The 21,579-nt window shown below is 30.0% G+C and carries 21 protein-coding genes, 1 pseudogene and 1 riboswitch; of the genes and pseudogenes, 4 read left to right on the forward strand and 18 right to left on the reverse strand.

What is annotated here, in order from left to right:
- Nucleotides 1-20 precede the first annotated feature (20 nt).
- The 12 genes from RSA29_RS00815 to RSA29_RS00870 all read right to left on the reverse strand — a co-directional run bounded on the left by RSA29_RS00815 (nt 21) and on the right by RSA29_RS00870 (nt 13,595).
- Nucleotides 21-875: a DegV family protein gene (locus RSA29_RS00815; RefSeq protein ID WP_346941796.1), complete on the reverse strand. Its 855-nt coding sequence runs from the start codon at nt 873-875 to the stop codon at nt 21-23.
- A 253-nt stretch (nt 876-1,128) separates the two neighbouring features.
- A complete protein-coding gene (gene cobS, locus RSA29_RS00820) occupies nt 1,129-1,944 on the reverse strand; it encodes an adenosylcobinamide-GDP ribazoletransferase (protein WP_346941795.1) in 816 nt (271 codons plus the stop codon).
- An 11-nt stretch (nt 1,945-1,955) separates the two neighbouring features.
- The gene (gene cobU / locus RSA29_RS00825; RefSeq protein ID WP_346941794.1) at nt 1,956-2,507 is read right to left on the reverse strand and encodes a bifunctional adenosylcobinamide kinase/adenosylcobinamide-phosphate guanylyltransferase; all 552 of its coding nucleotides are present in this window, start codon (nt 2,505-2,507) and stop codon (nt 1,956-1,958) included.
- A 183-nt stretch (nt 2,508-2,690) separates the two neighbouring features.
- On the reverse strand, nt 2,691-3,281 hold the full coding sequence (cobC, locus tag RSA29_RS00830; RefSeq protein WP_346941793.1) for an alpha-ribazole phosphatase: 591 nt from the start codon (nt 3,279-3,281) through the stop codon (nt 2,691-2,693).
- A 2-nt stretch (nt 3,282-3,283) separates the two neighbouring features.
- Nucleotides 3,284-4,369 carry a nicotinate-nucleotide--dimethylbenzimidazole phosphoribosyltransferase gene (gene cobT, locus RSA29_RS00835; RefSeq protein ID WP_346941792.1) on the reverse strand — a complete coding sequence of 362 codons (1,086 nt, stop codon included), beginning with the start codon at nt 4,367-4,369 and terminating at the stop codon, nt 3,284-3,286.
- 313 nt (nt 4,370-4,682) lie between these two features.
- Nucleotides 4,683-4,856: riboswitch (cobalamin riboswitch) on the reverse strand.
- Between the two features lie 29 nt (nt 4,857-4,885).
- Entirely contained in the window at nt 4,886-7,408 is a 2,523-nt protein-coding gene (locus tag RSA29_RS00840) for an FtsX-like permease family protein (protein ID WP_346941791.1), read from the reverse strand.
- Nucleotides 7,401-8,087 carry an ABC transporter ATP-binding protein gene (locus tag RSA29_RS00845; protein ID WP_346941790.1) on the reverse strand — a complete coding sequence of 229 codons (687 nt, stop codon included), beginning with the start codon at nt 8,085-8,087 and terminating at the stop codon, nt 7,401-7,403. The genes RSA29_RS00840 and RSA29_RS00845 overlap by 8 nt, the downstream gene beginning before the upstream one ends.
- A gap of 332 nt (nt 8,088-8,419) precedes the next feature.
- On the reverse strand, nt 8,420-8,593 hold the full coding sequence (locus tag RSA29_RS00850; protein ID WP_346941789.1) for a hypothetical protein: 174 nt from the start codon (nt 8,591-8,593) through the stop codon (nt 8,420-8,422).
- Between the two features lie 52 nt (nt 8,594-8,645).
- The gene (locus RSA29_RS00855) at nt 8,646-8,927 is read right to left on the reverse strand and encodes a CXXX repeat peptide modification system protein (RefSeq protein ID WP_346941788.1); all 282 of its coding nucleotides are present in this window, start codon (nt 8,925-8,927) and stop codon (nt 8,646-8,648) included.
- 38 nt (nt 8,928-8,965) lie between these two features.
- Nucleotides 8,966-11,104: a radical SAM peptide maturase, CXXX-repeat target family gene (locus RSA29_RS00860; protein ID WP_346941787.1), complete on the reverse strand. Its 2,139-nt coding sequence runs from the start codon at nt 11,102-11,104 to the stop codon at nt 8,966-8,968.
- Entirely contained in the window at nt 11,094-11,807 is a 714-nt protein-coding gene (locus RSA29_RS00865; RefSeq protein WP_346941786.1) for a S8 family serine peptidase, read from the reverse strand. The genes RSA29_RS00860 and RSA29_RS00865 overlap by 11 nt, the downstream gene beginning before the upstream one ends.
- 48 nt (nt 11,808-11,855) lie before the next feature.
- Nucleotides 11,856-13,595, reverse strand: a complete 1,740-nt coding sequence (locus RSA29_RS00870) for an ABC transporter ATP-binding protein (protein WP_346941785.1) — start codon at nt 13,593-13,595, stop codon at nt 11,856-11,858.
- 232 nt (nt 13,596-13,827) lie between these two features.
- Between RSA29_RS00870 and RSA29_RS00875 the strand changes: the two genes are divergently transcribed.
- From RSA29_RS00875 to RSA29_RS00885, 3 genes and pseudogenes are all read left to right on the forward strand, one after another.
- Nucleotides 13,828-14,265 (forward strand): helix-turn-helix domain-containing protein, encoded by a 438-nt coding sequence (locus RSA29_RS00875; protein WP_346941784.1) that lies wholly within the window; start codon nt 13,828-13,830, stop codon nt 14,263-14,265.
- A 2-nt stretch (nt 14,266-14,267) separates the two neighbouring features.
- Nucleotides 14,268-15,128 (forward strand): annotated as a pseudogene (locus RSA29_RS00880) (IS30 family transposase); the annotation flags it as partial.
- A 196-nt stretch (nt 15,129-15,324) separates the two neighbouring features.
- Nucleotides 15,325-15,495 (forward strand): hypothetical protein, encoded by a 171-nt coding sequence (locus RSA29_RS00885; protein ID WP_346941783.1) that lies wholly within the window; start codon nt 15,325-15,327, stop codon nt 15,493-15,495.
- 176 nt (nt 15,496-15,671) lie between these two features.
- Here RSA29_RS00885 and RSA29_RS00890 read toward each other — a convergent pair whose 3' ends face one another.
- Nucleotides 15,672-16,406, reverse strand: a complete 735-nt coding sequence (locus RSA29_RS00890; RefSeq protein WP_346941782.1) for a Bax inhibitor-1/YccA family protein — start codon at nt 16,404-16,406, stop codon at nt 15,672-15,674.
- Between the two features lie 200 nt (nt 16,407-16,606).
- Entirely contained in the window at nt 16,607-17,710 is a 1,104-nt protein-coding gene (locus RSA29_RS00895) for a S41 family peptidase (protein WP_346941781.1), read from the reverse strand.
- Nucleotides 17,711-18,060: 350 nt separating this feature from the next.
- Between RSA29_RS00895 and RSA29_RS00900 the strand changes: the two genes are divergently transcribed.
- Nucleotides 18,061-18,927, forward strand: a complete 867-nt coding sequence (locus tag RSA29_RS00900; protein WP_346941780.1) for a DMT family transporter — start codon at nt 18,061-18,063, stop codon at nt 18,925-18,927.
- A 249-nt stretch (nt 18,928-19,176) separates the two neighbouring features.
- Here the strand turns inward: RSA29_RS00900 and RSA29_RS00905 are convergent, their stop codons facing one another.
- Genes RSA29_RS00905 through RSA29_RS00920 form a run of 4 tightly spaced genes read right to left on the reverse strand, consistent with a single transcriptional unit; the run spans nt 19,177 to nt 21,567 of the window.
- On the reverse strand, nt 19,177-19,644 hold the full coding sequence (locus tag RSA29_RS00905; RefSeq protein WP_346932320.1) for a cupin domain-containing protein: 468 nt from the start codon (nt 19,642-19,644) through the stop codon (nt 19,177-19,179).
- A gap of 2 nt (nt 19,645-19,646) precedes the next feature.
- The gene (gene eutH, locus RSA29_RS00910) at nt 19,647-20,741 is read right to left on the reverse strand and encodes an ethanolamine utilization protein EutH (protein ID WP_346941779.1); all 1,095 of its coding nucleotides are present in this window, start codon (nt 20,739-20,741) and stop codon (nt 19,647-19,649) included.
- Nucleotides 20,742-20,756: 15 nt separating this feature from the next.
- The gene (locus tag RSA29_RS00915; protein WP_346941778.1) at nt 20,757-21,305 is read right to left on the reverse strand and encodes a BMC domain-containing protein; all 549 of its coding nucleotides are present in this window, start codon (nt 21,303-21,305) and stop codon (nt 20,757-20,759) included.
- The gene (locus RSA29_RS00920) at nt 21,295-21,567 is read right to left on the reverse strand and encodes a EutN/CcmL family microcompartment protein (protein WP_346941777.1); all 273 of its coding nucleotides are present in this window, start codon (nt 21,565-21,567) and stop codon (nt 21,295-21,297) included. The genes RSA29_RS00915 and RSA29_RS00920 overlap by 11 nt, the downstream gene beginning before the upstream one ends.
- Between the last annotated feature and the right edge of the window lie 12 nt (nt 21,568-21,579).

A 21,579-nucleotide genomic window follows, 5' to 3' on the forward strand; every position in this document is an offset into this window, starting at 1 on the left:
AATTTCATAATTGTCTATGGCTATCTCTTTGTATAATATGCTATACCAACTGTTTTAGGCCCTACATGACACCCAATAACAGGTCCTATGCACTGTATCTCCGCATCAACATTGAAAATCTCCTTAACCTTATCTGCTAAAGCTTTACCTTCTTCTTCACAGTTTATATGATGTATTATAAGTTCACCTAGCTCATTATTTTTTATATCCTCATCTATTTTATTTAATATTTTCTGAATAGCCTTCTGCTTAGTCCTCACTTTATCAAACACCGTAGTTTTGCCATCTTCTACAGTAAGTATTGGTCTTATTTGAAGAAGTGTCCCAAATAACGCTGCAGCTCCACCAATACGTCCGCCCTTTTTTAAATATTCTAAAGTATCTGGAACAAATAAGAATCTACTTCTTGTCATTAAATTCTTCGCTCCTTCAACAACTACCTCTATATCCTTTCCTTCCATTGCAAGTTTTGCAGCTTCAATTACTGCATATCCCATCTGCATACAATTAGATTTCGAATCTAAAACTTCCATTTTGGCATCTGGGTATTTTTCCATTATCATAGTCCTTACAATCTGATTACATGTAGAATATGTACCACTCATATCTGACGATATAAATATTCCTACTGCTTCATTACCTTCTGCTATAATTTTTTCAAAGGCACTATATAAATCTTCAATAGTTGGCTGGGATGATGTTGGCATATTTTCAAGCTGTGATAATTTTCTATAAAACTCATCATTACATATCTCAACTTCCTTACGCCCATCACCATCCATAACTATACCTAATGAAACTACGGTAATATCATATTTTTTTATAAGTTCCTTAGGTATATAACTTGTGCTATCGGTTACTATCTTTATACCCATATCTATCCCTCCAGTAATACTAATTCTCTTAACTATTTTTAATACATAAATAACATTATACTACTTATTTTATAAAAAAATTATTAACTTTTAGTCACTTATACAATGTTTTATATGATTTTTAAAACCTAGATTTTATTTTAGTATTAACTTAAGTCGAGAGATATATCAATTTTAAATTTATAATTTAAAATGAACCCTTAATTCATTTTAAAAGTATATGAAACACACGTTTCAGTGTGTTTCATACATTCTAAAAAATACTACTACTTACTAAAATAAATAGCATAAGTTCTACTAGTTCATTGTTTGCTCCTAGAGTGTCCCCTGATTGGCCACCAATTCTACTATTACTAAATGCATTAAATAGCACTGTTACTATAAGACCCCCTAATAAAAGTGTCAGTATAGCTCCTATTCCAAAGAATAAGTTGCCAATAAGTATAGTTAGTGTTAATGCTCCCGTAAAATACATACCAGTTGTATTTCCTATATATAAGTTTCCTGTGCCTTCCTTTTTCGCACTCTTACCTACTAATGCTATAAATACAGTAAACAACCTACTTATCATAGGAATTACTATTATCATATATCCCATGGATTTAATACCAATATAATAAATTCCTAATGTTTTTATAGCTATATCAATAATAACTGCAATTACTCCAAAGGAACCCACTCTACTATCCTTCATTATCTCAATAATTCTTTCCCTACTTCTAAAAGAAAAAAAACCATCACAAGTATCCCCAAGTCCATCCATATGAAGCCCACCAGTAATCATTATTCCAATAAGTACTGTAACTATTGCCGCCATAGGTAATGGAAGCCACAATGAAGTCACATAAAATGCACCATACTCAATAGCCCCTAAAATTGCTCCTACCACTGGAAAATATAACGTTGCTTTTCTAAAATTTTCTCTCTCACAGGCAAGTGATAGATTAACAGGTATTCTTGTTATAAATTGAAATAGTAACAAGAAATTATTGAAAATCACCTTTTCTTTACCTATAGCACCTATAAGCATTATTGCAGTTATAGCTACTATCTCTAATCCTTTTATCATAATTCATTCTCCTATCCCTTTATCTTTAACCCTTGACCACAACACACTAAATATACTTCATCGCAAGTATTTGCTACATGTTGATTAATAAGTCCTTGTATATCTCTAAATATTCTTGATAGCCTATTCTCAGGCACTATGCCCCATCCAATTTCATTCGTAATTAAAACAACATCTTTATCAAGTTCTCTACACTTTTCTAAAAACAATGTAAATTGATCTTTTATGCTATTACATATTAAATCAACCTTTTCATCACTAATACTGTCGTAATTAAGCTCTATATCAAACATTAAATTAGTCGTCATTATAGTAACACAATCTAAAAATATATGTTTCTCTTCATACCTATCAATTTGCAAATATAAATCCTTATAACTTTCTAAAGTTCCCCACTTTTGATTTCTACTAGCTTGATGTTTTTTTATTCTATGCCCCATCTCTTCATCTGTAACTATAGCTGTAGCAATATATAATACATCATCTAACCCTTTAAATATATTCTCTCCAAAAGTACTTTTCCCACTTCTACATCCACCTGTAACTAATGTTAACTTGCTCATAACGCTTCCTCCTTTGACCTTTTACTGATTTCATTTTAAACTAACACTATACCTCTCACAATACCCCAACAACTTCCCCAACCTGTGACAAATAAGATTTCAAACTAATACTATATCTCTCACACTCCATGAGAATAAGCTTTTAGGTTAGTTTATAATCATCAATTTCCTAATTGAATACTTCTACTCCACAGGAATTATACTATCAATATAAAAATACCCATACTCTAAATTAATCACTGATATATCCGCATTTTTAGAAGCAAACCTCCAATAAGTATCAAGATTTTCATCTAAAATATAAGCGTATATCGCCCTTATAATTCCCCCATGGGTACATACAAGAATATTTTTATTCTCATCCTCTTCTTTTTTCATATCCTCCATGAAACTTCTTACTCTCTTATAAACCCCCCGAAAACTTTCCCCATTTTCCGGGCAATAATCCTTCCAATCTACAGTCCATTTATCATATTCTTCTTTTAATTCTATTTGAAGCTCACTAAATGTCCTTCCTTCAAAAATACCAAAATCTCTCTCATTTATTCTAGAATCGATTATGACATCATCCTCTGAGGATATATCTCTCAAAGTTTCTTTTGCTCTAATTCTTTCACTACAAAATATTTTATCAAATTCAATATTCTTTAATTTATTACCTAAAGCTTTAGCCTGAGTTTTACCTCTTTCCGTAAGATTACAGTCTATACTTCCATAATAGGTTTTTTTCACATTTTCCTCTGTTTCTCCATGTCTAACTATATATATTTTCAATTTTAAATTCCCTCTTCCCTTATATCCACATAATCATCACTATCTATACCAGCTTCACCAAATGAATCCATATTATTCATTGTGAAAATAGCGCTTTCCATTATTCCAAAAGCAATAGGACATCCGCTTCCTTCTCCAAGCCTCATTCCTAAACTGAACATTGGATCTAATTCTAAACTCTTCATTGCATATTGCGCTCCCGGTTCTGCGGATAAATGTGAAGCAAACATATACTCCGAAGCCTTTGAACTTAACTCCTTAGCACATATTGCAGCTGCCGATGATATAAGCCCATCTATTACAACTGGAACTTTATATATAGCACCACCTAAAAACACCCCACAAAGTCCAGCTATATCAAAGCCACCTACCTTACTTAGTACATCTATAGCATCACTTCTATCAGGTTTATTTACTTCTATAGCTTTTCTAACCATGGCCTTTTTATGTGCTAGTCCATCATCAGTTAACCCTGATCCCTTCCCTACTATTATGTCACTATGAATTCCTGAAAAAACACTTATAATTGCAGCCGATGTAGCAGTATTACCCACGCCCATTTCTCCAGTTCCAATTAAATCATACCCCTTATCCTTAAGGTCTTTAACAATGTTAATCCCTATTTTTATAGCTCTAATAGCTTCTTCCCTAGTCATCGCAGGTCCCTTAGTCATATTGCTTGTACCATATCTTATTTTTTTATTTATTATCTTAGGATTATTAAAATCTTTGTCTACACCTATATCCACTATAGTTGTATCACTATTATAATAATTACTTAGAATACATACACCTGTAGTTCCCTTTGTGAAATTTTCTGTCACTGTAGCAGTTACCTCCCTTGGACAAGAAGAAACCCCCTCTGCCTGAATTCCATTATCACTACACATTATAACTATATTCTTCTTATTTATTCCTGTTATATGATCACCTTTAATTCCACTAAGCCTTATAACAGTCTCCTCTAATGTCCCAAGACTTCCTATTGGCTTACTCAAATTATCAATATATCTCTTTGACTTTTCCATAGCCTTTCTATCTACCACTTCAATACTCTCTATTAGCTCTCTTAATCTTTCCAATGTCATCACCTCATACAAAATTTATAATTATTACTATATTTAATATTCATACTAATACACTATAATGTGCTTTTTTTAGTTTTAAATTTAAAATTTAAAATGCAAAATTTAGTTTAAAATCCTTTACAATTTCTTTGTATTACTCTAAAATCCTAAAGAAATTTTACCCATAATTTCCGATTATAAATTTAAAATTTCTATTTTAAACTGATGTAAAATTAAAATGCCCTTATCCTAAGGATAAGGGCATTAATACAGACTATCTAAAATAAATTAATTTAAATTTAAAATATCCTGCTTAAAGCTTCCCTCCGAAGTTCTAACTTGCAAAGTCTTAGGCAGGTCTCCTGACTCACGGCTTATCCTCATCATTCCTTCCCAGCTTCAATGCCAGTGGTGTTATGACTTGTATCCGTACACAGTAGCGGGGGCTGTAGTGGATTTTAACCACTTTCCCTATTAAACTTAAAGTACCTTAAAACTATTATTCAACTACTTTAGATTATATACTACTGGTATAACTTATTCAACAATCTTTATAGATTCCACAATAGAATCATTCAAAGCTCTTTTTATTGCTGGTATACATACGACCGTAGTAATTACTATAGTACCTATAGTTACCCCAATAAATGTCGCCCACGGTAATTCATATAGCTCATTCTCAAGTAAAATATATCTTAATTTTTTATATATAATATGTGAAATTCCTCCACCTAAAATACATCCTACAATAGAACTTATAACACCATATATAACACCTTCTTTCAGTATTATTGAAGTTACCTCACCCTTACTCATACCAACAGCTCTTAAAGTTCCAAACTCTCTTCTTCTTAAGATAACACTTATACTCATGGTATTTACTATATTTATTACAGCTATTATTGCTAATATACCTGCAAATCCATAGAGTATTAAACTTGCCACAAGAATTGTGTTTTGACCATTTTTCATCTCTTCTATATAGGTAGTTATTCTCCCACCATTTTTACTTTCAATAATAGGTTCTAAGCTATTCTTTATTTCTCCCACATCTGCATTTCTTTCTACATTTATATTTATATGTTCATAATCCTTTATTCCTAGATGTTTTTCCATAGCCTTATTATTTGTGATCATTATAAAGGGTCTCAAATAATCCACAGGTCTTATGGGTATAGATTTTAGTACAGCCTTAACTTTCACCTTAACATTTTCTATCTTCTTCCATTCCCCATTTTGTGTATCCTGATATGCTGCTGCTAAAGTTGTTTCATCACCTTCCTGAATATTTATATAATCCGTATACCCTAAGTTATCTACAAGAATAACCTCTAACACATCACCATTTTCATCTAAATCTAAGCTGCCTTCCCTCAAATAAGGCTTCATGGCTTCAATTTCATTTTTTTCAGCTCCAATAAGCTCCGTCTCAATATCCCATATCCCTTTGTTTATCCTAGATTTCCAGTCGTATTTTGTAATCAAGTCTGAAATATATACCTTTCCTTCCTGTGTAACCTTACTTTGATCTAGCCCAATAACAACTGAGTTGCTTCTATGTTTTTTAACCTCTTTAACACCCTCAGTATTAATTATCTTATCAATATCCTCTTCGTTATAGGCATAGCCTTCCCTAAGTCCATCAAAAGTGCTTACATTCATATATATGTCCCCACCTGTAGCCTTTTTCGCCTGCTTCTCTGGGTCAAATATAGATAATAAATAAGTAGTTGCTACAAATAGTGTAATACTAATAGTTAAAGATATTATTGTAGCCAGTAGACGCCTCTTAGATTTTTTCATATTATTGTATGCCATAAGTCCTGTAAACCCTGTGGTTCTTTTCACAATTCTATCAATGACACTATCCTTTGATGGCTCTGATTGCACCTTAGTTACATAGTTCTCCTTCATTCCTTCAATCGGATTTACTTTCCCACCAAATATTGCCGGAGTTAAAGCAGAAATTATTATAGCACCAAGTCCTATTCCTGCTGAAAGCATAATATTTTTACCTGTAATAATAGGATTTAATGTTTCACTACCTATTTTAGATATTGCTAGGTATATACCTTTTATTCCAAATACACCAATAGTTATACCTATAGGAATACATACTATGCCTAAGCATATGGCTTCTCCAAGGATTAACCTTATTATATGTCCCTTTGAAGCACCAACTGCTCTTAGCATACTAAATTCTCTTATCCGCTCTATCACAGTGATGTAAAATATATTGTATATTACTGCAACTGCTCCTATGGATACTATAATTATCAAAAAAAGCCCTAGCTTCTCAATAGTTTTCGCTAAGTTTATTGCTTCTATATACTTCTCATTTCCCATAAACTGTACAAATGGATTTTCCCTCTTTAATTCTTGTATTTTATCCTCGGCATTTGGCTCATCCTTAACTCTAAAATAAAAGGTGCATCCAGCATCTACACTCTTAAGCCTTCTAGCCTCTTTCATTGATATAGCTGCTCTTCCTTTTGTATCCATCCTATGATTTCCACTATCTGATAGTACCCCCACTAATGTAAATGTATTTTCGTGATCTATATATTCTGCAACTCTATCATTTACTAAATCATATACAGGTTCCTGAACTTTTAAAGTGATTTTATCCCCTATTTTTTTATCTGAAAACACCTTATCTTTAATCCACTTTTCAATAGCAACTTCACCTTCATTTTGTGGATAAGTGCCTTCTACGGGTTTCATATTTAAAAGATTATAAGTTTCCTCCTCATATCCTCCCAGCTCCACACCAACTTTATACTCACTAAAGTCTTCTGTCCCAACAGGTATATATCTCCCCTTACTTTCTATAAGTTCACTAGCACTTAGTTCATTATTAAAAAGCATCATACCACTTCCGTGGTAAACCCCTCCACCAGATTCTATTGCTGACTTATGAAACTTATCAATTAAAGTATCTGCCATAATATACACTGAATTTATAAGAGCTACACTTAGAGTTATACTTAAAGCTATTAAAAATGTTCTCTTCTTATTTTTAATTAAATACCTTGGTATTAAAGCAAAAAACTTATTCATCTACCTTATCATCTCCTTCAAAGAGAATTCCATCTTCTATGGTTATTATTCTATCTGCCTGAGCTGCCACCTTAGGATCATGGGTTATGATTACTAAAGTTTGATTATATTTTTTAATTGAAGAAATAAGTAGGCTTAATACCTCCTTGCTATTATTGCTATCTAAATTCCCTGTAGGCTCGTCAGCAAATATTATAGAAGGCTTAGTTATAAGTGCCCTAGCTATAGCAACTCGCTGCTGCTGTCCACCTGATAACTGTGAAGGATAATAATATCTCCTCTCAGGCAACCTTAACGTCTCTAAAATCTCATTCATAAATTCCTTGTCCACTTTTTTTCCATCCATTATTAGTGGTAGCCTAATATTCTCATCCACATTAAGTACAGGTACTAAATTGAAAAATTGAAATATAAATCCTATGTTTTTTCTTCTAAACTTCGCTAATTCCTTTTCTTTTAATTCATATATATTTTTATTATCAATGAAAACTTTTCCCCCACTTGGTGTATCTAACCCTGCTAACAAGTGCAAAAGTGTACTTTTTCCTGATCCACTTGGTCCTATTATAGCGATAAATTCACCTTTATTTATAGAAAAATTAGTCCTATCTAGTGCATTAACAAAGCTTCCCTCTGTACCATAAGTCTTATACAATTCCTGTGTTCTTAAAATCTCCATATTTTCCCCCTTCAATACATTATTAAAAATATATTTATATTACCTCTTGTTCTAATTAATATGCTTAATTTATTCAAATATCTCTAAACGTAAAAATTCTATGAATAGCTCACCATGCTCTATATCATGTTCCATTTATTTTCAATTAGTCGTATTTTATTATTAATTCATACATTTTAGGTTGCTTACCTAGTAATTTAAAATACTAAAATAACTTGTATGCTAAAAAGCCAACGCAAGGTTACTTGCGTTGGAATAATTATTACAGTAATCATATTTAGTATTAAAATTACATTAACTTCAAAATTACATTAACTTTAAAATTACATTAACTAGCTGCTAACTTTAGATGTTCCATTACAATGATTATTACACCCTATTGTACATGACCCATAACAGCCTGTACTGCAACTTCCATTACAAATCATATAACATGCTACATCACAATAAAAACCTTTAACATCCATTTTTTCGCTATTTCTATTTTTAAATAAGAATTGTTTCATTTTTATCATCCTCCAATTATAATTTATGATTACTGTAACTATTAGCAATATGCTAAACTAAAAATATTTCATTACTTTCAAAATTTATATTCCATACTTTATTTACACATCTTTTCCATCCATATTTATCTGCATTACTCTTCCACCAATTATTAAACTCTTCTTCTATAAGTGGTTTTATATATGCATACTTTTCTTTCAAAATTCGAAATTCACGCTCACTTAAATCTGTATTATTCATTGATATTTCTAGTTCTTCAAGTGCACATCTTTTTTCAAATATTATCAACATTACTTTCTTTTCCTTTTCACTAACTTGTCCAACTTTCTCCATCTGCTTTTCCTCCCCTATTAATTTTTGTCATGATTTTTTTATATTTTTTCTAATGGATCACTATAATATAATTTAGGAATAACATTATCAGTCTTCAATAACTTCAACTCAACAAGCTGTTCCTGTAATACTCTACTTTCTTCTCTTTCTATATGGCTTATTAAGCATTTATTTTTAGGTGGAATACTAATTTCTCCTGTAGTCATTATGTTTAAGAACTTGCACCTATTGCACTGATAGGCATCACATTGTGAACATATCGGTGCTTCTTTTAATTTCAAAAGATATTTGTTCTTTATGTGGATTCCATCTTTCAAATCTCCAATATTAGAATTAACATCATTATAGTAAAATGCTGGACACATGTAAATTCTACCATTTGGTGCTAGAGTGAAAGTTTCCTCACCACAATCACAATTACTCATATTCCTTAAACTTAATCTATCGGTCAAAACATTAACTTCTGTCTCCAAATTATTCTTTAGCTTCTCTATTATTAGTGTACTTATCTTTTTTAATTCTTGTTTATATTTATCCACATCTGCCTCATCCCATTTTTCCTCGTCCTTTATAACTATATTTACTCTAATAAAATTATTTAATAATAATTTTACACTATCGTATATACTATTTATGCTAACTTTATTTATTATTAATATAGATATATCTCCATTTATTTTACATATATTTATTTTTTCAAGATATTCATTGTAAAATATAGGTATTTCAGTAGAACTATTCTTAAACTCAGTTCCATTTATAAATTTTAAATAGTCATCACTATTTAGTTTTTTATTTTCACCTAAAATTATTGGAACAAAATTATTTTCTTTACTAAAATCTATCCCTTTTGTAAATATATCATTAGACATTTTTTCATCTATCCCATGCCAATTTTCATATCTACAATGAGGTTTCATATTACTATCAACTATAAATTGAAGATATTTAGGTGCATCATCATATTCACCCAGCCTTATTAGCCTATTCTTTTGATATGGAGATAATTCTCCTGTAATCTCACTATATTTCTTCCAAAAATATTGATTTGCTCTTACATTTGCTTTATGCATTTTACATATATACGTGCTTCTTTGATATATTGTATCTGTATCTGAAAAATCATAATTTGCGCCAGTACACCACGCACACCCTGTTGCAACCTCGCAGTTTATACACTCAGTTTTACTTTGTGAACTTAAACTTAAAGCTTTAAAACTTCTCACCTTATCTTTGTTTATTCCTGAGTCTACATTCCCTATATTTCTTCCACTCTTATTACATAATGAAAAATCTAAAAATCTTATACACGGGAAGAAATTACCATTGCAATCTATTGCCAGCATTGTGCCTGCCCCACAATAATTCTTCTTTTTCTCTTCTTCAATAAGTGGCAATCCTATGTTAGAATCAAAAAATCTTACTGAGTAGTCATTCCATAATTTATGTTTAATAATATAATCTGCTAATTCTTTTAATTGTTGTTCAAATATTTCCTCATCACCATCTTGCCAAACATCTTCAAATACTACATTTGCTGATACAATTTTTATTCCTAAATCCCATAAATTTATTATACTATCCTTTAAATATGGTAAATCATCATGTGAGAATGTAGCTTTTGTTGAAGAACCTGGAAATTGTTTAATCCATAATGGAACATTTCTAACGACATCACTGTATGATCCTCTTCCATCTGGATATATTCTCGATTTATTATGTTTAGTTTCATTTCCATCCACACTTAATCCTATACTTATATGTTCTTTATTTTTTCTAATGAAGTCTTGAACTTTAGGAGTGTCATATAAAATTCCATTTGATGAAAAACTAAATCTATATGAGCTGAACCATGGATGATCTAATAAAAACATTTTTTGTTTGATATAATTACAAATTCTATCTATTAAATCTATCTCTAAAAAGGGTTCCCCTCCAATAAAATCCCAAACTACTGAATCACTATTAAACTCATTTCGATCCTCTAAGATATGATCTACACATTTTTTAGCCATCTCAAAAGATAATTTATTTTTTTTATTTTTACCAACCATATAACAATATGTGCAAGCTAAATTACAATCTTCAGTGACGCATAAAGTTATACTTTTCATAGTCTTTCCATTCCCCTCCCATCCTTTGCTTATATTTCCCATCAACACTTCATTAATTTCCATAATAATCTCCTTTCGAATCTAATCTTTTTATTATTTCTTTTTCTATTTCTTCAACTCTCACGTTTTCACTATGTTTTAATATTGTGCAAATATATCCTGTCATATATGCAGTTGCTATGCTATTTCCACATATTTTAATATTTTTCTCCTCTTCACTCTTGGTGTAAAGTATAGTGCCGTTCAAATAAAAATATTTATTATTGTAATTAATTTCATTCACCTGTAAACTGTTATCACATTTTACTCCAATAACATTTTTGAAAGATGCAGGATATGTAGTTCTTCCGTCATTGTCTACTGATGCTACAACTACTACATTTGATTTTATTATTTTATTTATTATTTTTTTCAATATAATCCAATATTTCTTACTGCTTGTCCCTAAACTTAAATTAACTATATCTGGATTTAAATTTTGAGAATATTTTAATGCACTAATTAATACTTTACTATTACTCATTAACTTTTCATCTAGAATATTTATATCTATAATCTCTATATCATTGCAAACATTCTTAATACATGTAGCTACTACTGTTCCATGTATGTTATTACTTACTGATTTTTCTTCAAATACAATCTTTCCATTTTTAAGTCTAATTTGAATACTAGCTATTATATTTTTATGCAAATCATTTTTATTTGAATTAATTCCGCTGTCTATAATCACAACTCTAATTTTTTTATTTTCATAAGTAGACATTGTATATCTATCCTCCTTGTACACTATATACATAAGTCAATATTTATTTCATAATCCATATTTATATAATTGCCTGTAATCATTATTACTATAATATATTTCATCATGCGTGCCTTTCGAAATAATTTTACCATCATCCATTATTATAATCTGATCTACATCTAAAGCAGGAGATATATCATGTGTTATAACTATAACCGTCTTTTCCTTTGAAATATTCTTTATTGCCTTATTTATAAAATACTTGCTTTCTTTATCGATTGCTGAAGTAGCTTCATCCAAAAGTAATATTTTACCTCTTTTTGCTATGCTTAATGCCAATATTAATCTTTGCTTTTGCCCTCCCGACATCTTTTTACCATTTTCTAGTATTATTTCATTGTATTTATTTTCTAAACTTTCTATATAATTATCAATAAATACTTTTTTACAATTTTCTTTTATTGATTCTATTGTAATGTTAGGACATATAAATTCAAAATTTTCTTTAATTGATAAATTAAATATAAATGTATCTTGATGAACTATAGATATATTATCTCTTAATGTTTTTTCATTAACAGTAGCTATATCTATATCGCCTATATATATTTTTCCTTCAATCGGGTTATACAATCTTAAAATTAAATTAAGAATAGTAGTTTTACCACAGCCATTTTTTCCAACTATTGCAGTTATTTTATTAGCCTCTAATGATAATTTAAGATTTTTTATAAGTTGTTTATTCTCTTCATATTCAAAAGTTACATTTTCAAAAAATATATTTCCATTTAAATTTTCAATATATTTTTCTCCAAATTTTTCTTCAGAAAAAGAATAATTATCTATCATATCAAATATTCGCTCTAACGATACTAATGCTTGTTGAATTTTAGAGTTAAAGCTCATTAATGAAGCTAATGAATTATTAAATTGGCTTGAATAAGAAGTAAATGCTATAAAAAATGTAATATCTAATCTACCTTTATATAAAAAATATATTCCTATTATAATAACAATTAACTCACTCAAATAATTTAGTGTTTGAGAAAATGCTTGAGAAATAAGATTTAATAAGTCAATGCCTATCTGCTCATTTTTTAGCTCCTGTGATATATTAGTAAATTTTTTTCTTATATTCTCCTTGATTCCATAAGTCTTAATAAATTTTATACCTGATAGTGTTTGATATACAAAAGAATAATATTTATCATTTAAATTTTTAAACACTTCACTTTTACCACGTAATTTTTTCCCAAAATAATTAAAACATAAATAAGAACTAGGAAACAGTACTAATATACTTAACGATAGAATCCAATCGATTTCAAAAATTATAACCCCTAATATTATTAACCTCATAACATCAATTATTATATTTATAAAATTATTTGTTATAATATTTGATAATATTCCAACATCACCTTCTAGTCTAGATTGAAATTGTCCTAAACTTGTGTTGTCAAATTCTTTCATAGTTGTATTTAAAATTTTACTGAATAAACTAGATTTTAAATCTACAATTATATTTAGATTTATAAATGAACTAAGATAATTTTTTCTTAATACAAATATTGTTCCTAAAAAGTTTATTGCTAATATATATGTTATTGGTATATATATGTTAGCGTAATTATTGGTCGCAATATTTTGAATTATCCTCCCCCAACTTATTGGATATATAATTGATAAGATAATTCCTCCTATAGAATAAAAAAGAAGCGCTATCATCTTTTTTTTGTATCTAAATGCATATGATAAAGCTCTAAGTACTAACTTTTTATCTTTGTTAGAAAAATTGTTAATCATATAACTTCCTTTCTAGTAATTTAGCATTTCCAATTCCAAACTTACATAAATATATTTTTTTTGAAAATAATTACTCTTTTTCATATTATATACTTTAAGTAACTTATTTTCAAGTACTTTTTGTTACTTTAGTAAATTGAAAAATTAAATTCCGTTTTCCAAGTGAAACTGAACTTACTTTTACAAATATTCAATATAATTAATCATCCTAAGAATATTAGGATGATTAATTATGTCAAATTATGAATTATCCAAAGGAAATCACCTAATAATGGAGGACCGACTTATAATTGAATATGGATTAGATCAAAATTATACATTAAAAGAGATTGCTGATAAGCTAAAAAAGGCCCCAACCACGATCTCTAAGGAAATTAAAAGGAATAAATTTCTGAGAGTAAGTAAGGCAAAAGCAAATGATATACAACCATGTAAAAACCGAAGGAGTTGTACTAAAATAAATTTATGTAATAGTGCCTGCGGCAAGCTTTGTAAGAAGTGTACTTTTATAAATTGTTATAGAGCCTGTACTGAATTTTCTATTAAGAAGTGTGTTAAGCTTACCCGTACCCTTACGTTTGTAACGGGTGTAACACTGTCACTACGTGTACGTCTGAAAAGAACTACTATAAAGCTAAGGTTGCAAATACAAAGTATAAAGAATTATTAGCTTCATCTAGAGAAGGTCTTAATATAACTTCAAATGAGTTAAAAAGGATAGACGAAATAATCTCTCCACTTGTTTTAAGGGGACAGTCATTATCACATATTTTTACTCATCATAAGAATGAGATAAACTGCTGTGAAAGAACATTATATTATTATTTTGATAAAAATGCTTTTACTGTTAGAAACATTGATTTGCCTAGAAAAGTGAAATATAAACCTAGAAAGAAATCTACACTTCCTGTAATTAAAGAATCATGTGATAGAGTTGTAAGAACCTTTAATGACTTTGTTAAGTTTATTGAGGGTAATCCTAATATTCCTGTAGTAGAGATGGATACCGTCCACGGCACACGAAGTGGCAAAGTGCTTCTCACTTTTATATTTAGAAACTGTTCATTAATGTTAGCTTTCATTATTTATAGCTGTAGCCAGATGGCTAAGGACGTCATGGATATGCTATATGAGGTATTAGGTCACGGAGTGTTTAAACGTAGTTTTCCTGTTATTCTAACAGATAACGGCTCCGAATTTAAAAATCCAGTAGCTTTAGAAATTGATACTGAAGGAAATCAAAGGACAAAAATATTCTACTGTAACCCTATGGCTTCTTACCAGAAGCCCCATGTAGAAAAGAATCATGAATACATAAGGTATATAATACCGAAAAGGAAATCTTTTGATAATCGTACTCAAGAAGACATTACCTTAATGATGAACCATATTAATAGTACAGCAAGAGCTAGCTTAAACGGAAATACCCCATTTAAACTAGCCCAACTGCTATTAGATAGCTCACTTTTAGACACGCTATCTTTAAAACATATAGCAGCAGATGAAATACATCTAAAACCTGCACTTTTTTAAAAATAAGATATCAAAAATTTAGGGCAAGTATCAGCGGAACTTAATCATGCAAAATAGAAGCAAACGGAACTTAGTTTTTCATTTAACCATTTTGTTACTTTGCATGGATGATTGCCATTAAAATCAACGATTATAACTAATTATTTATTTTCAGATGCCTAATACCCTAGTTTTTTATAAAAAAGGAGGGATTTTAATGACTGGTTATAATATAAATATGTTTCAAAAAGTTAAAGAGGCAGATGCAAAAGAAGCTAACACTGGTATAAATGATAATCGTAAATCTAGTAGCAACTGGAAATTAAGCAAAAGTTTAAAGGTAACTGTTATTTCCGGAATAATTATAGCAGGTGGTTTCTCCTATTAATACTATTTTCTTAACAATTTACAATTAAATTTCTCTATCTTACTACATGACACTATTAAATTAATTCATGAATTATGTTAATATAATGCGAAAATAATTGAACCTGAGATATTTTAATATCTCAGGTTCATAAATTTTTATATTCTAAATACTATTCTTTAAGATAACTTTTAGTTTTAATCATTTCCTCTTATCTTCTCTAAAAGCCTTAATATCTCTAAATACATCCATACCAGCGTCACTAAAATAGAAAATGCACCATACCATTCCATATACTTAGGAGCACCATATCTTGACGCATTATATACAAAATCGTAATCTAGTAAAAGACTTGAGGCTGCTATAAATACTACCACAAGTGATATACCTATTCCTAAAGGTCCACTAGAATGAATAAATGACATTCTTATTCCAAATAAAGATAATAGGAATGTTAGTAAATATGAAATTCCTATTCCCATAACTGCCACGGTTATTATTCTTCTAAACCTATCACTTACTCCACCCATTGCCTTATAAATCATCATTACTGCAAGTGCTGTGGCTATTGTAAGCATAATTGCAGGTAATACTACTCCTGGATACCAACTATCCGCATAATATGAAGCACTTCCTATTGCTAGTCCTTCAAAGACAGCATATAAAATAGATGTTATACTTGCTATTTTAGGAACAAAACACGTTGTTAAAGCTAACACTAAGGATCCAATCACCCCTATAAATGCTAGCCTACTAGCTAATGCTGCATTTCCATTTGATAATAAACTCCATGTATATGATGACGAAATCATAAGAATTACAAGTAAAAATACAGTTTTTACTGAAGTACCTCCAATTGTCATGGTTTTTGAAGTTCTAGTAGCTCTAGCTCTTTCAAATCCACCTCTTAAAAAAACATTTCCATCTTCCATAAAAATCCCCTTCCCTTTTAATCTTTTAGACCTTTGAAAAATAAATTATAACTTAAAATATTTAATAACACTGGCTTTTCTATTTCTTGAAGCTGCCTTATCTTAGATTTTGTCCACATTCTAATTTTACATGCAATGTATGTAAATATTTTCAAACAAAATCCTGTGGTTTATAATCTATGAATATAAACAACCCTTAATTAAGTTAGTTTATAATCATGGATACTTTCCTCAATAATTTCATCTGGATATAATGCCATAATACTATCATCTTCAATAAGCTTATAAAATCTTGTTGAATAGCTTACTACAAATTTACTATTTGGTAATGTAAATCTTAATATTTCTCCATAACAATTTGGTTTTCCACCTGAAGGTTCACCAACTATAACTGCATTAGTTTCCCATTTAAACCTATAAGCATTTAGTAATGCTGAAGAAAAAGTTTCTCTCCCTATTATTATGTTCAAATTTTCTTTTCTATTAATAAGCTCACTAGCCTTTATAAAATCTATGAGTGGATTAATTAAATCTGAATTTCCCCCAAGATTATTTCTTAAATCTATAGTTACCTTACTTATGTGTTTTTCTTCTATACCTCTTATAGTATCCTCAATCTTTTTCTTTATCGAAATGTCTCCGTCTTCTCTACATGAATTATATTTTATATACATTACACCATCGTATTCCAGAAATTTTGACCAATAATTTTCACTTTCTCTCTCTGCATATAATGGAATATTGTCATTCTCTATATACTGAAGTTCTGAACCCATTACCGTTAAAATTTCAACTTGTTTGCCTTCTACCGTTATATTTATTTTATCCACATCATCACATATTAATAATCCATATAAAACCTCAGCAGCTTGTAGATATTTAGCACTATGACTCTTTAAAAAGTATTTATTTTCATAAGATATTATCTTAGAAAGCTCCTCCATAACCTGATTTATATCTGTATCTTCAATTTTATCAACCTTTTTATATAATAAATCTTCGTAGCCTTTCATTACTCCTATTATATAAATTCCATCGCTAAAGTAATAAAACTTTAGTGGAAAATACTTGTTAATAGGGAAAGCTATGGCTGTATGTGCATCCCTAATGGATGCAACAATTCTACTCAACTCAACCTTCATTTCGTTATAATCTAAAGTTCCTACCATAGATTTAAGATTGTTTATTTTATATTCAAATTCTTCTTTACTTATACTAAAAAACAAATTTTTATGTTTTGATGTTAAATTATCTCTTAAATAATCTATATCCTCATTCCACCTGAGCGTCCAATTATCTTCCATATTTAAATCCTCATTCTCTTTATATTTATTCTATTTACTAATATACACTTAATTTTTTATTATACACTTTAAATATCTAATAATACATAAGGTTTTTTAATATTTCCAAAATCCTTCGTAACCTTGCAAAACTTCTAAAATCATGGATAATTATACTTGGGTATCTGAAAATAGATAAGTCAATATCCTCAACTACTTTGTGTTATCTTGCGTCAACAGAACCCTTATATAGTTCTACTATCTGTGAACTCTATTTCCTTGCATAACCCAAAATATCCTTCATATCTTTGACTTATTATTTATTTTTATATGCCTTATAAAAACTATAACTTTTAGATTGGAGAAAACAAATGAGTAATCGAAATAAAGGTATCCTATTAATAATAATATCTGCTTTTGGCTTTGCCATGATGTCTGCTTTTGTAAAGCTTTCAGGAGACTTACCTTCCCTACAAAAAACATTTTTTAGAAATTTAATTTCCTTTGTAATAGCCTTCGGAATGATTATATACCATAAGGAAAGCTTCTTTGGGAAAAGAGAAAATCAAAAACTGCTTCTTACTAGATCTATCTTCGGTACTCTTGGGGTAGTTTTAAACTTTTATGCCATAGATCATTTGATTCTTTCAGATGCAAATATGCTAAATAAACTAAGTCCCTTCTTTGTTATACTTTTCTCAGCTATTTTCTTAAAAGAGAAATTAAAAACAAAGCATTTAACTACCATTGGTATTGCATTTTTAGGAGCACTATTTATAATCAAACCATCCTTTAGCTTAGATGTAATTCCATATCTAATAGGGTTCATCTCTGCCATCTTTGCAGCTGCTGCTTATACCTGTATAAGAGCAATTGGCGGTAAAGAAAAATACTATACTATAGTATTTTATTTTTCCTGTTTCTCTGTAGTAACAATTTTCCCTCTTATGCTAAATGTCTATACTACAATGACAGGACTTCAACTACTCTATCTAATTCTGGCAGGTGTATTTGCAACCATTGGACAATTTGCAATTACTTTAGCATATAAATTTGCTCCAGCAAAAGAAATTTCTATATTTGACTACTCAAATATAATCTTCTCAGCAATTATAAGTATGATTATATTTAATCAAGTCCCTGATGGTTGGAGTGCCCTAGGATATATAGTTATCTTCTCTGCATCATTTTATATGTTTATGTATAATAAAAAGTTAGATAAGGTTCCAAAGTCGTAACATAATTCACTGTAATATATAAACTCTAATTAAACCATGTCCATATGAAAAAAATAAGCCATACTCAGTTTAAAACCTAAGTATGGCTTATTAATGTATTTATAAATATACTATATTCAAAAATATTGTTGAAATTGGACCTCAATATTATCTGAGCGCAACACCATTAGTAAATCAATGTTCCGAAACGGTTCAGCGAAAATAATATGAGGTCCTTATTAACACTGATTTAAATTATAGTCTTTAATATTAAGCTTGAGAAGCCCAATCTGCTGGATATGTTACATATAAAAATCTAGCATAGTTTGGAACTGAGAACTTAATTGTACTTCCTTTTGGTATGAAAATTATTTCTCCTGCATCTGCAGATACTAATCTTCCATCTATTATAACGTCTAGATGACCTTCGATAACATAATCAATCTCATCATAGTTTAATGTCCAATCAAAAGTAGTTTCTTTCATCTCCATCATTCCACAACCAAGTCTTTCGCTTTCCTTAAGTGTGAATATATCTTTTGTGTAAACTACGTCAGTAGGGCATCCTGTATCTAATCTGTTTGACTCATCAACTCTTACAGTTGGAAGTTTTACAGATGTAATTCCACTTATGTCCTTATTTCTTACAAAATCTACTGAATCTTGAGTACCATTAACTTTTTCCTCAATAATTTGTCTTACTAATTTCTCTAGTAAACTTATATCAATGTTTTCCATAATTATTTAGCCTCCTCTTTTTTAGTCATATTTCCAGCTATGAACATAGCAACAAATACTGCTGTTATTCCCCCAACTAATTTACCAACTATCATAGGTAATATCATTTCTGAGTTGAATCCAGCTGTAAATCCTAAGTGGTCTCCGAATACAAAGGCTGCAGATACTGCAAATGCAACGTTGATTATTTTACCTCTGTTATCCATATCTTTCATCATTCCAAACATTGGGATACTGTTTGCAAGAGTTGCAACCATACCTGCTGCTGAAACGTCATTCATTTTTAAAACTTTTCCTAATGCCATTAATGGCTTGTTGAATACTTTAGTTATTACAAATACTAATGGGAATGCTCCAGCTAAAACTATAGCTATTTCTCCAACTATTGCAATACCTTCACCAATTGGATTCATTCCTGGAATTACAACAATTCCTGTTAATGCTTCAATAACTGCAGCTGCAAGGGCTAATGTTATAACTATAACAACACCTTTACCAAATATAGTGAATCCTTTTATTACTGCTTTTTCAAACTTCCAAAGTCCTAATGCAATAAGTAATGCAAATATAACTATTGGAATTAAGTTTTTAAGAACCATCATAACTGGGAATCCAGCTACAAGTCCTCCAACAAAAGCTCCAAGTGGAATTGTTATAATACCAGCAAGTACTCCCATTGCTAAAAATCTTTGATCTTCTTTTCTAATTATTCCAAGTGCAACTGGAATTGTAAATACTATAGTAACTCCCATCATAGAACCTACTATTAATCCTCCAAACATTCCTGCTTGTGGATCTACTGCAAGTGCTTGTGAAAGTGATGCTCCACCCATATCGTTTGCTAGTAAAGTACCACCAAACATACCTGGATCTGCTCCTAAAAAGTTAAAAACTGGTACTACTATTGGCTCTAATATATTTGCAAGTACAGGTGCAAGACATATTACTCCAACCATTGCAAGAGCAAGAGAACCCATTGCCATGAATCCCTCTTCGAACTTTTCACCAAGTCCAAATTTGTTTCCTAAACATTTATCTATAGCCCCAAGTGCCATAAATAAAACCATGATATAAACAATTATCTCATTAATTCCCATTATTTCATCTCCTCGTTAATTCAAATATTTTATAATAATTTCATCTGGCGACGGTATTATTGATATATCTACAATACGTTTATCATCTACAACTTCTTTTGCAATTGACATTCCATATTCTACATCACTAATCCCACCAGAGATAATATAAACAATTTTACCGCTTATTCCTGATGCTACTTGTAGTTTTACAAGATTTAAGTTAGCACCCTTTAAAGTTCTATCTAAAGCCTTAAGTCCACTACTTACAGTATTAGTCTCCATTATTCCAATAGCACCATTTACCTTGCTTACAAACCTATTTTTCAAAGCTTGTATTATGTTCCCATGGGCTGAATTTATTATACAACTATCTAAGACATGCCCCTGACCTGAAATTATACCATGGTCAAGGGTTGTTTTTATGGCTCCTTCATCTCCAGCTAAGATTACAAGAAACCGTCCTGGACATATGTTTCTAAACTGTAGTATTTCTACCTCAGCTTTTTTAACCATTTCATCAGCAACAGCAATTCCTCTACTGATACTTTTAAATTCAATAACACCGATGCTGCTACTCATCATCAACCTCAATTGAATCAATTATACCAATTATAGTTGCATCTACAGGTACATCCCTTTCACCTAAAGAAATTCTAGCCGAACTTCCCTTAGTTATTAGAACATTATCACCTACACCTGCACCCACACTATCAGCTGCAACAAAAAAACCTTCTTCTTCAACATCTTTATCTTTAAGTAATCTTACGATTAAAAACTTCTGTCCGCTTAGCTTTTCATCTTTCCTTGTAGCCCACAATCTACCAACAACTCTACCTATAACCATATTAATCCTCCG

Origin of the sequence: Clostridium sp. (assembly GCF_036660475.1) — a bacterium.
Classification (GTDB): domain Bacteria; phylum Bacillota; class Clostridia; order Clostridiales; family Clostridiaceae; genus Clostridium_J.

Excerpts from the sequence above, each read along its gene's own strand:
- RSA29_RS00815 (WP_346941796.1), bottom strand. The coding sequence starts at position 875 with ATGGGTATAAAGATAGTAACCGATAGCACAAGTTATATACCTAAGGAA.
- cobS (WP_346941795.1), bottom strand. The coding sequence starts at position 1,944 with ATGATAAAAGGATTAGAGATAGTAGCTATAACTGCAATAATGCTTATA.
- cobU (WP_346941794.1), bottom strand. The coding sequence starts at position 2,507 with ATGAGCAAGTTAACATTAGTTACAGGTGGATGTAGAAGTGGGAAAAGT.
- cobT (WP_346941792.1), bottom strand. The coding sequence starts at position 4,369 with ATGACATTGGAAAGATTAAGAGAGCTAATAGAGAGTATTGAAGTGGTA.
- RSA29_RS00840 (WP_346941791.1), bottom strand. The coding sequence starts at position 7,408 with ATGAATAAGTTTTTTGCTTTAATACCAAGGTATTTAATTAAAAATAAG.
- RSA29_RS00845 (WP_346941790.1), bottom strand. The coding sequence starts at position 8,087 with ATGGAGATTTTAAGAACACAGGAATTGTATAAGACTTATGGTACAGAG.
- RSA29_RS00850 (WP_346941789.1), bottom strand. The coding sequence starts at position 8,593 with ATGAAACAATTCTTATTTAAAAATAGAAATAGCGAAAAAATGGATGTT.
- RSA29_RS00855 (WP_346941788.1), bottom strand. The coding sequence starts at position 8,927 with ATGGAGAAAGTTGGACAAGTTAGTGAAAAGGAAAAGAAAGTAATGTTG.
- RSA29_RS00860 (WP_346941787.1), bottom strand. The coding sequence starts at position 11,104 with ATGGAAATTAATGAAGTGTTGATGGGAAATATAAGCAAAGGATGGGAG.
- RSA29_RS00865 (WP_346941786.1), bottom strand. The coding sequence starts at position 11,807 with ATGTCTACTTATGAAAATAAAAAAATTAGAGTTGTGATTATAGACAGC.
- RSA29_RS00870 (WP_346941785.1), bottom strand. The coding sequence starts at position 13,595 with ATGATTAACAATTTTTCTAACAAAGATAAAAAGTTAGTACTTAGAGCT.
- RSA29_RS00875 (WP_346941784.1), top strand. The coding sequence starts at position 13,828 with ATGTCAAATTATGAATTATCCAAAGGAAATCACCTAATAATGGAGGAC.
- RSA29_RS00885 (WP_346941783.1), top strand. The coding sequence starts at position 15,325 with ATGACTGGTTATAATATAAATATGTTTCAAAAAGTTAAAGAGGCAGAT.
- RSA29_RS00890 (WP_346941782.1), bottom strand. The coding sequence starts at position 16,406 with ATGGAAGATGGAAATGTTTTTTTAAGAGGTGGATTTGAAAGAGCTAGA.
- RSA29_RS00895 (WP_346941781.1), bottom strand. The coding sequence starts at position 17,710 with ATGGAAGATAATTGGACGCTCAGGTGGAATGAGGATATAGATTATTTA.
- RSA29_RS00900 (WP_346941780.1), top strand. The coding sequence starts at position 18,061 with ATGAGTAATCGAAATAAAGGTATCCTATTAATAATAATATCTGCTTTT.
- RSA29_RS00905 (WP_346932320.1), bottom strand. The coding sequence starts at position 19,644 with ATGGAAAACATTGATATAAGTTTACTAGAGAAATTAGTAAGACAAATT.
- eutH (WP_346941779.1), bottom strand. The coding sequence starts at position 20,741 with ATGGGAATTAATGAGATAATTGTTTATATCATGGTTTTATTTATGGCA.
- RSA29_RS00915 (WP_346941778.1), bottom strand. The coding sequence starts at position 21,305 with ATGATGAGTAGCAGCATCGGTGTTATTGAATTTAAAAGTATCAGTAGA.
- RSA29_RS00920 (WP_346941777.1), bottom strand. The coding sequence starts at position 21,567 with ATGGTTATAGGTAGAGTTGTTGGTAGATTGTGGGCTACAAGGAAAGAT.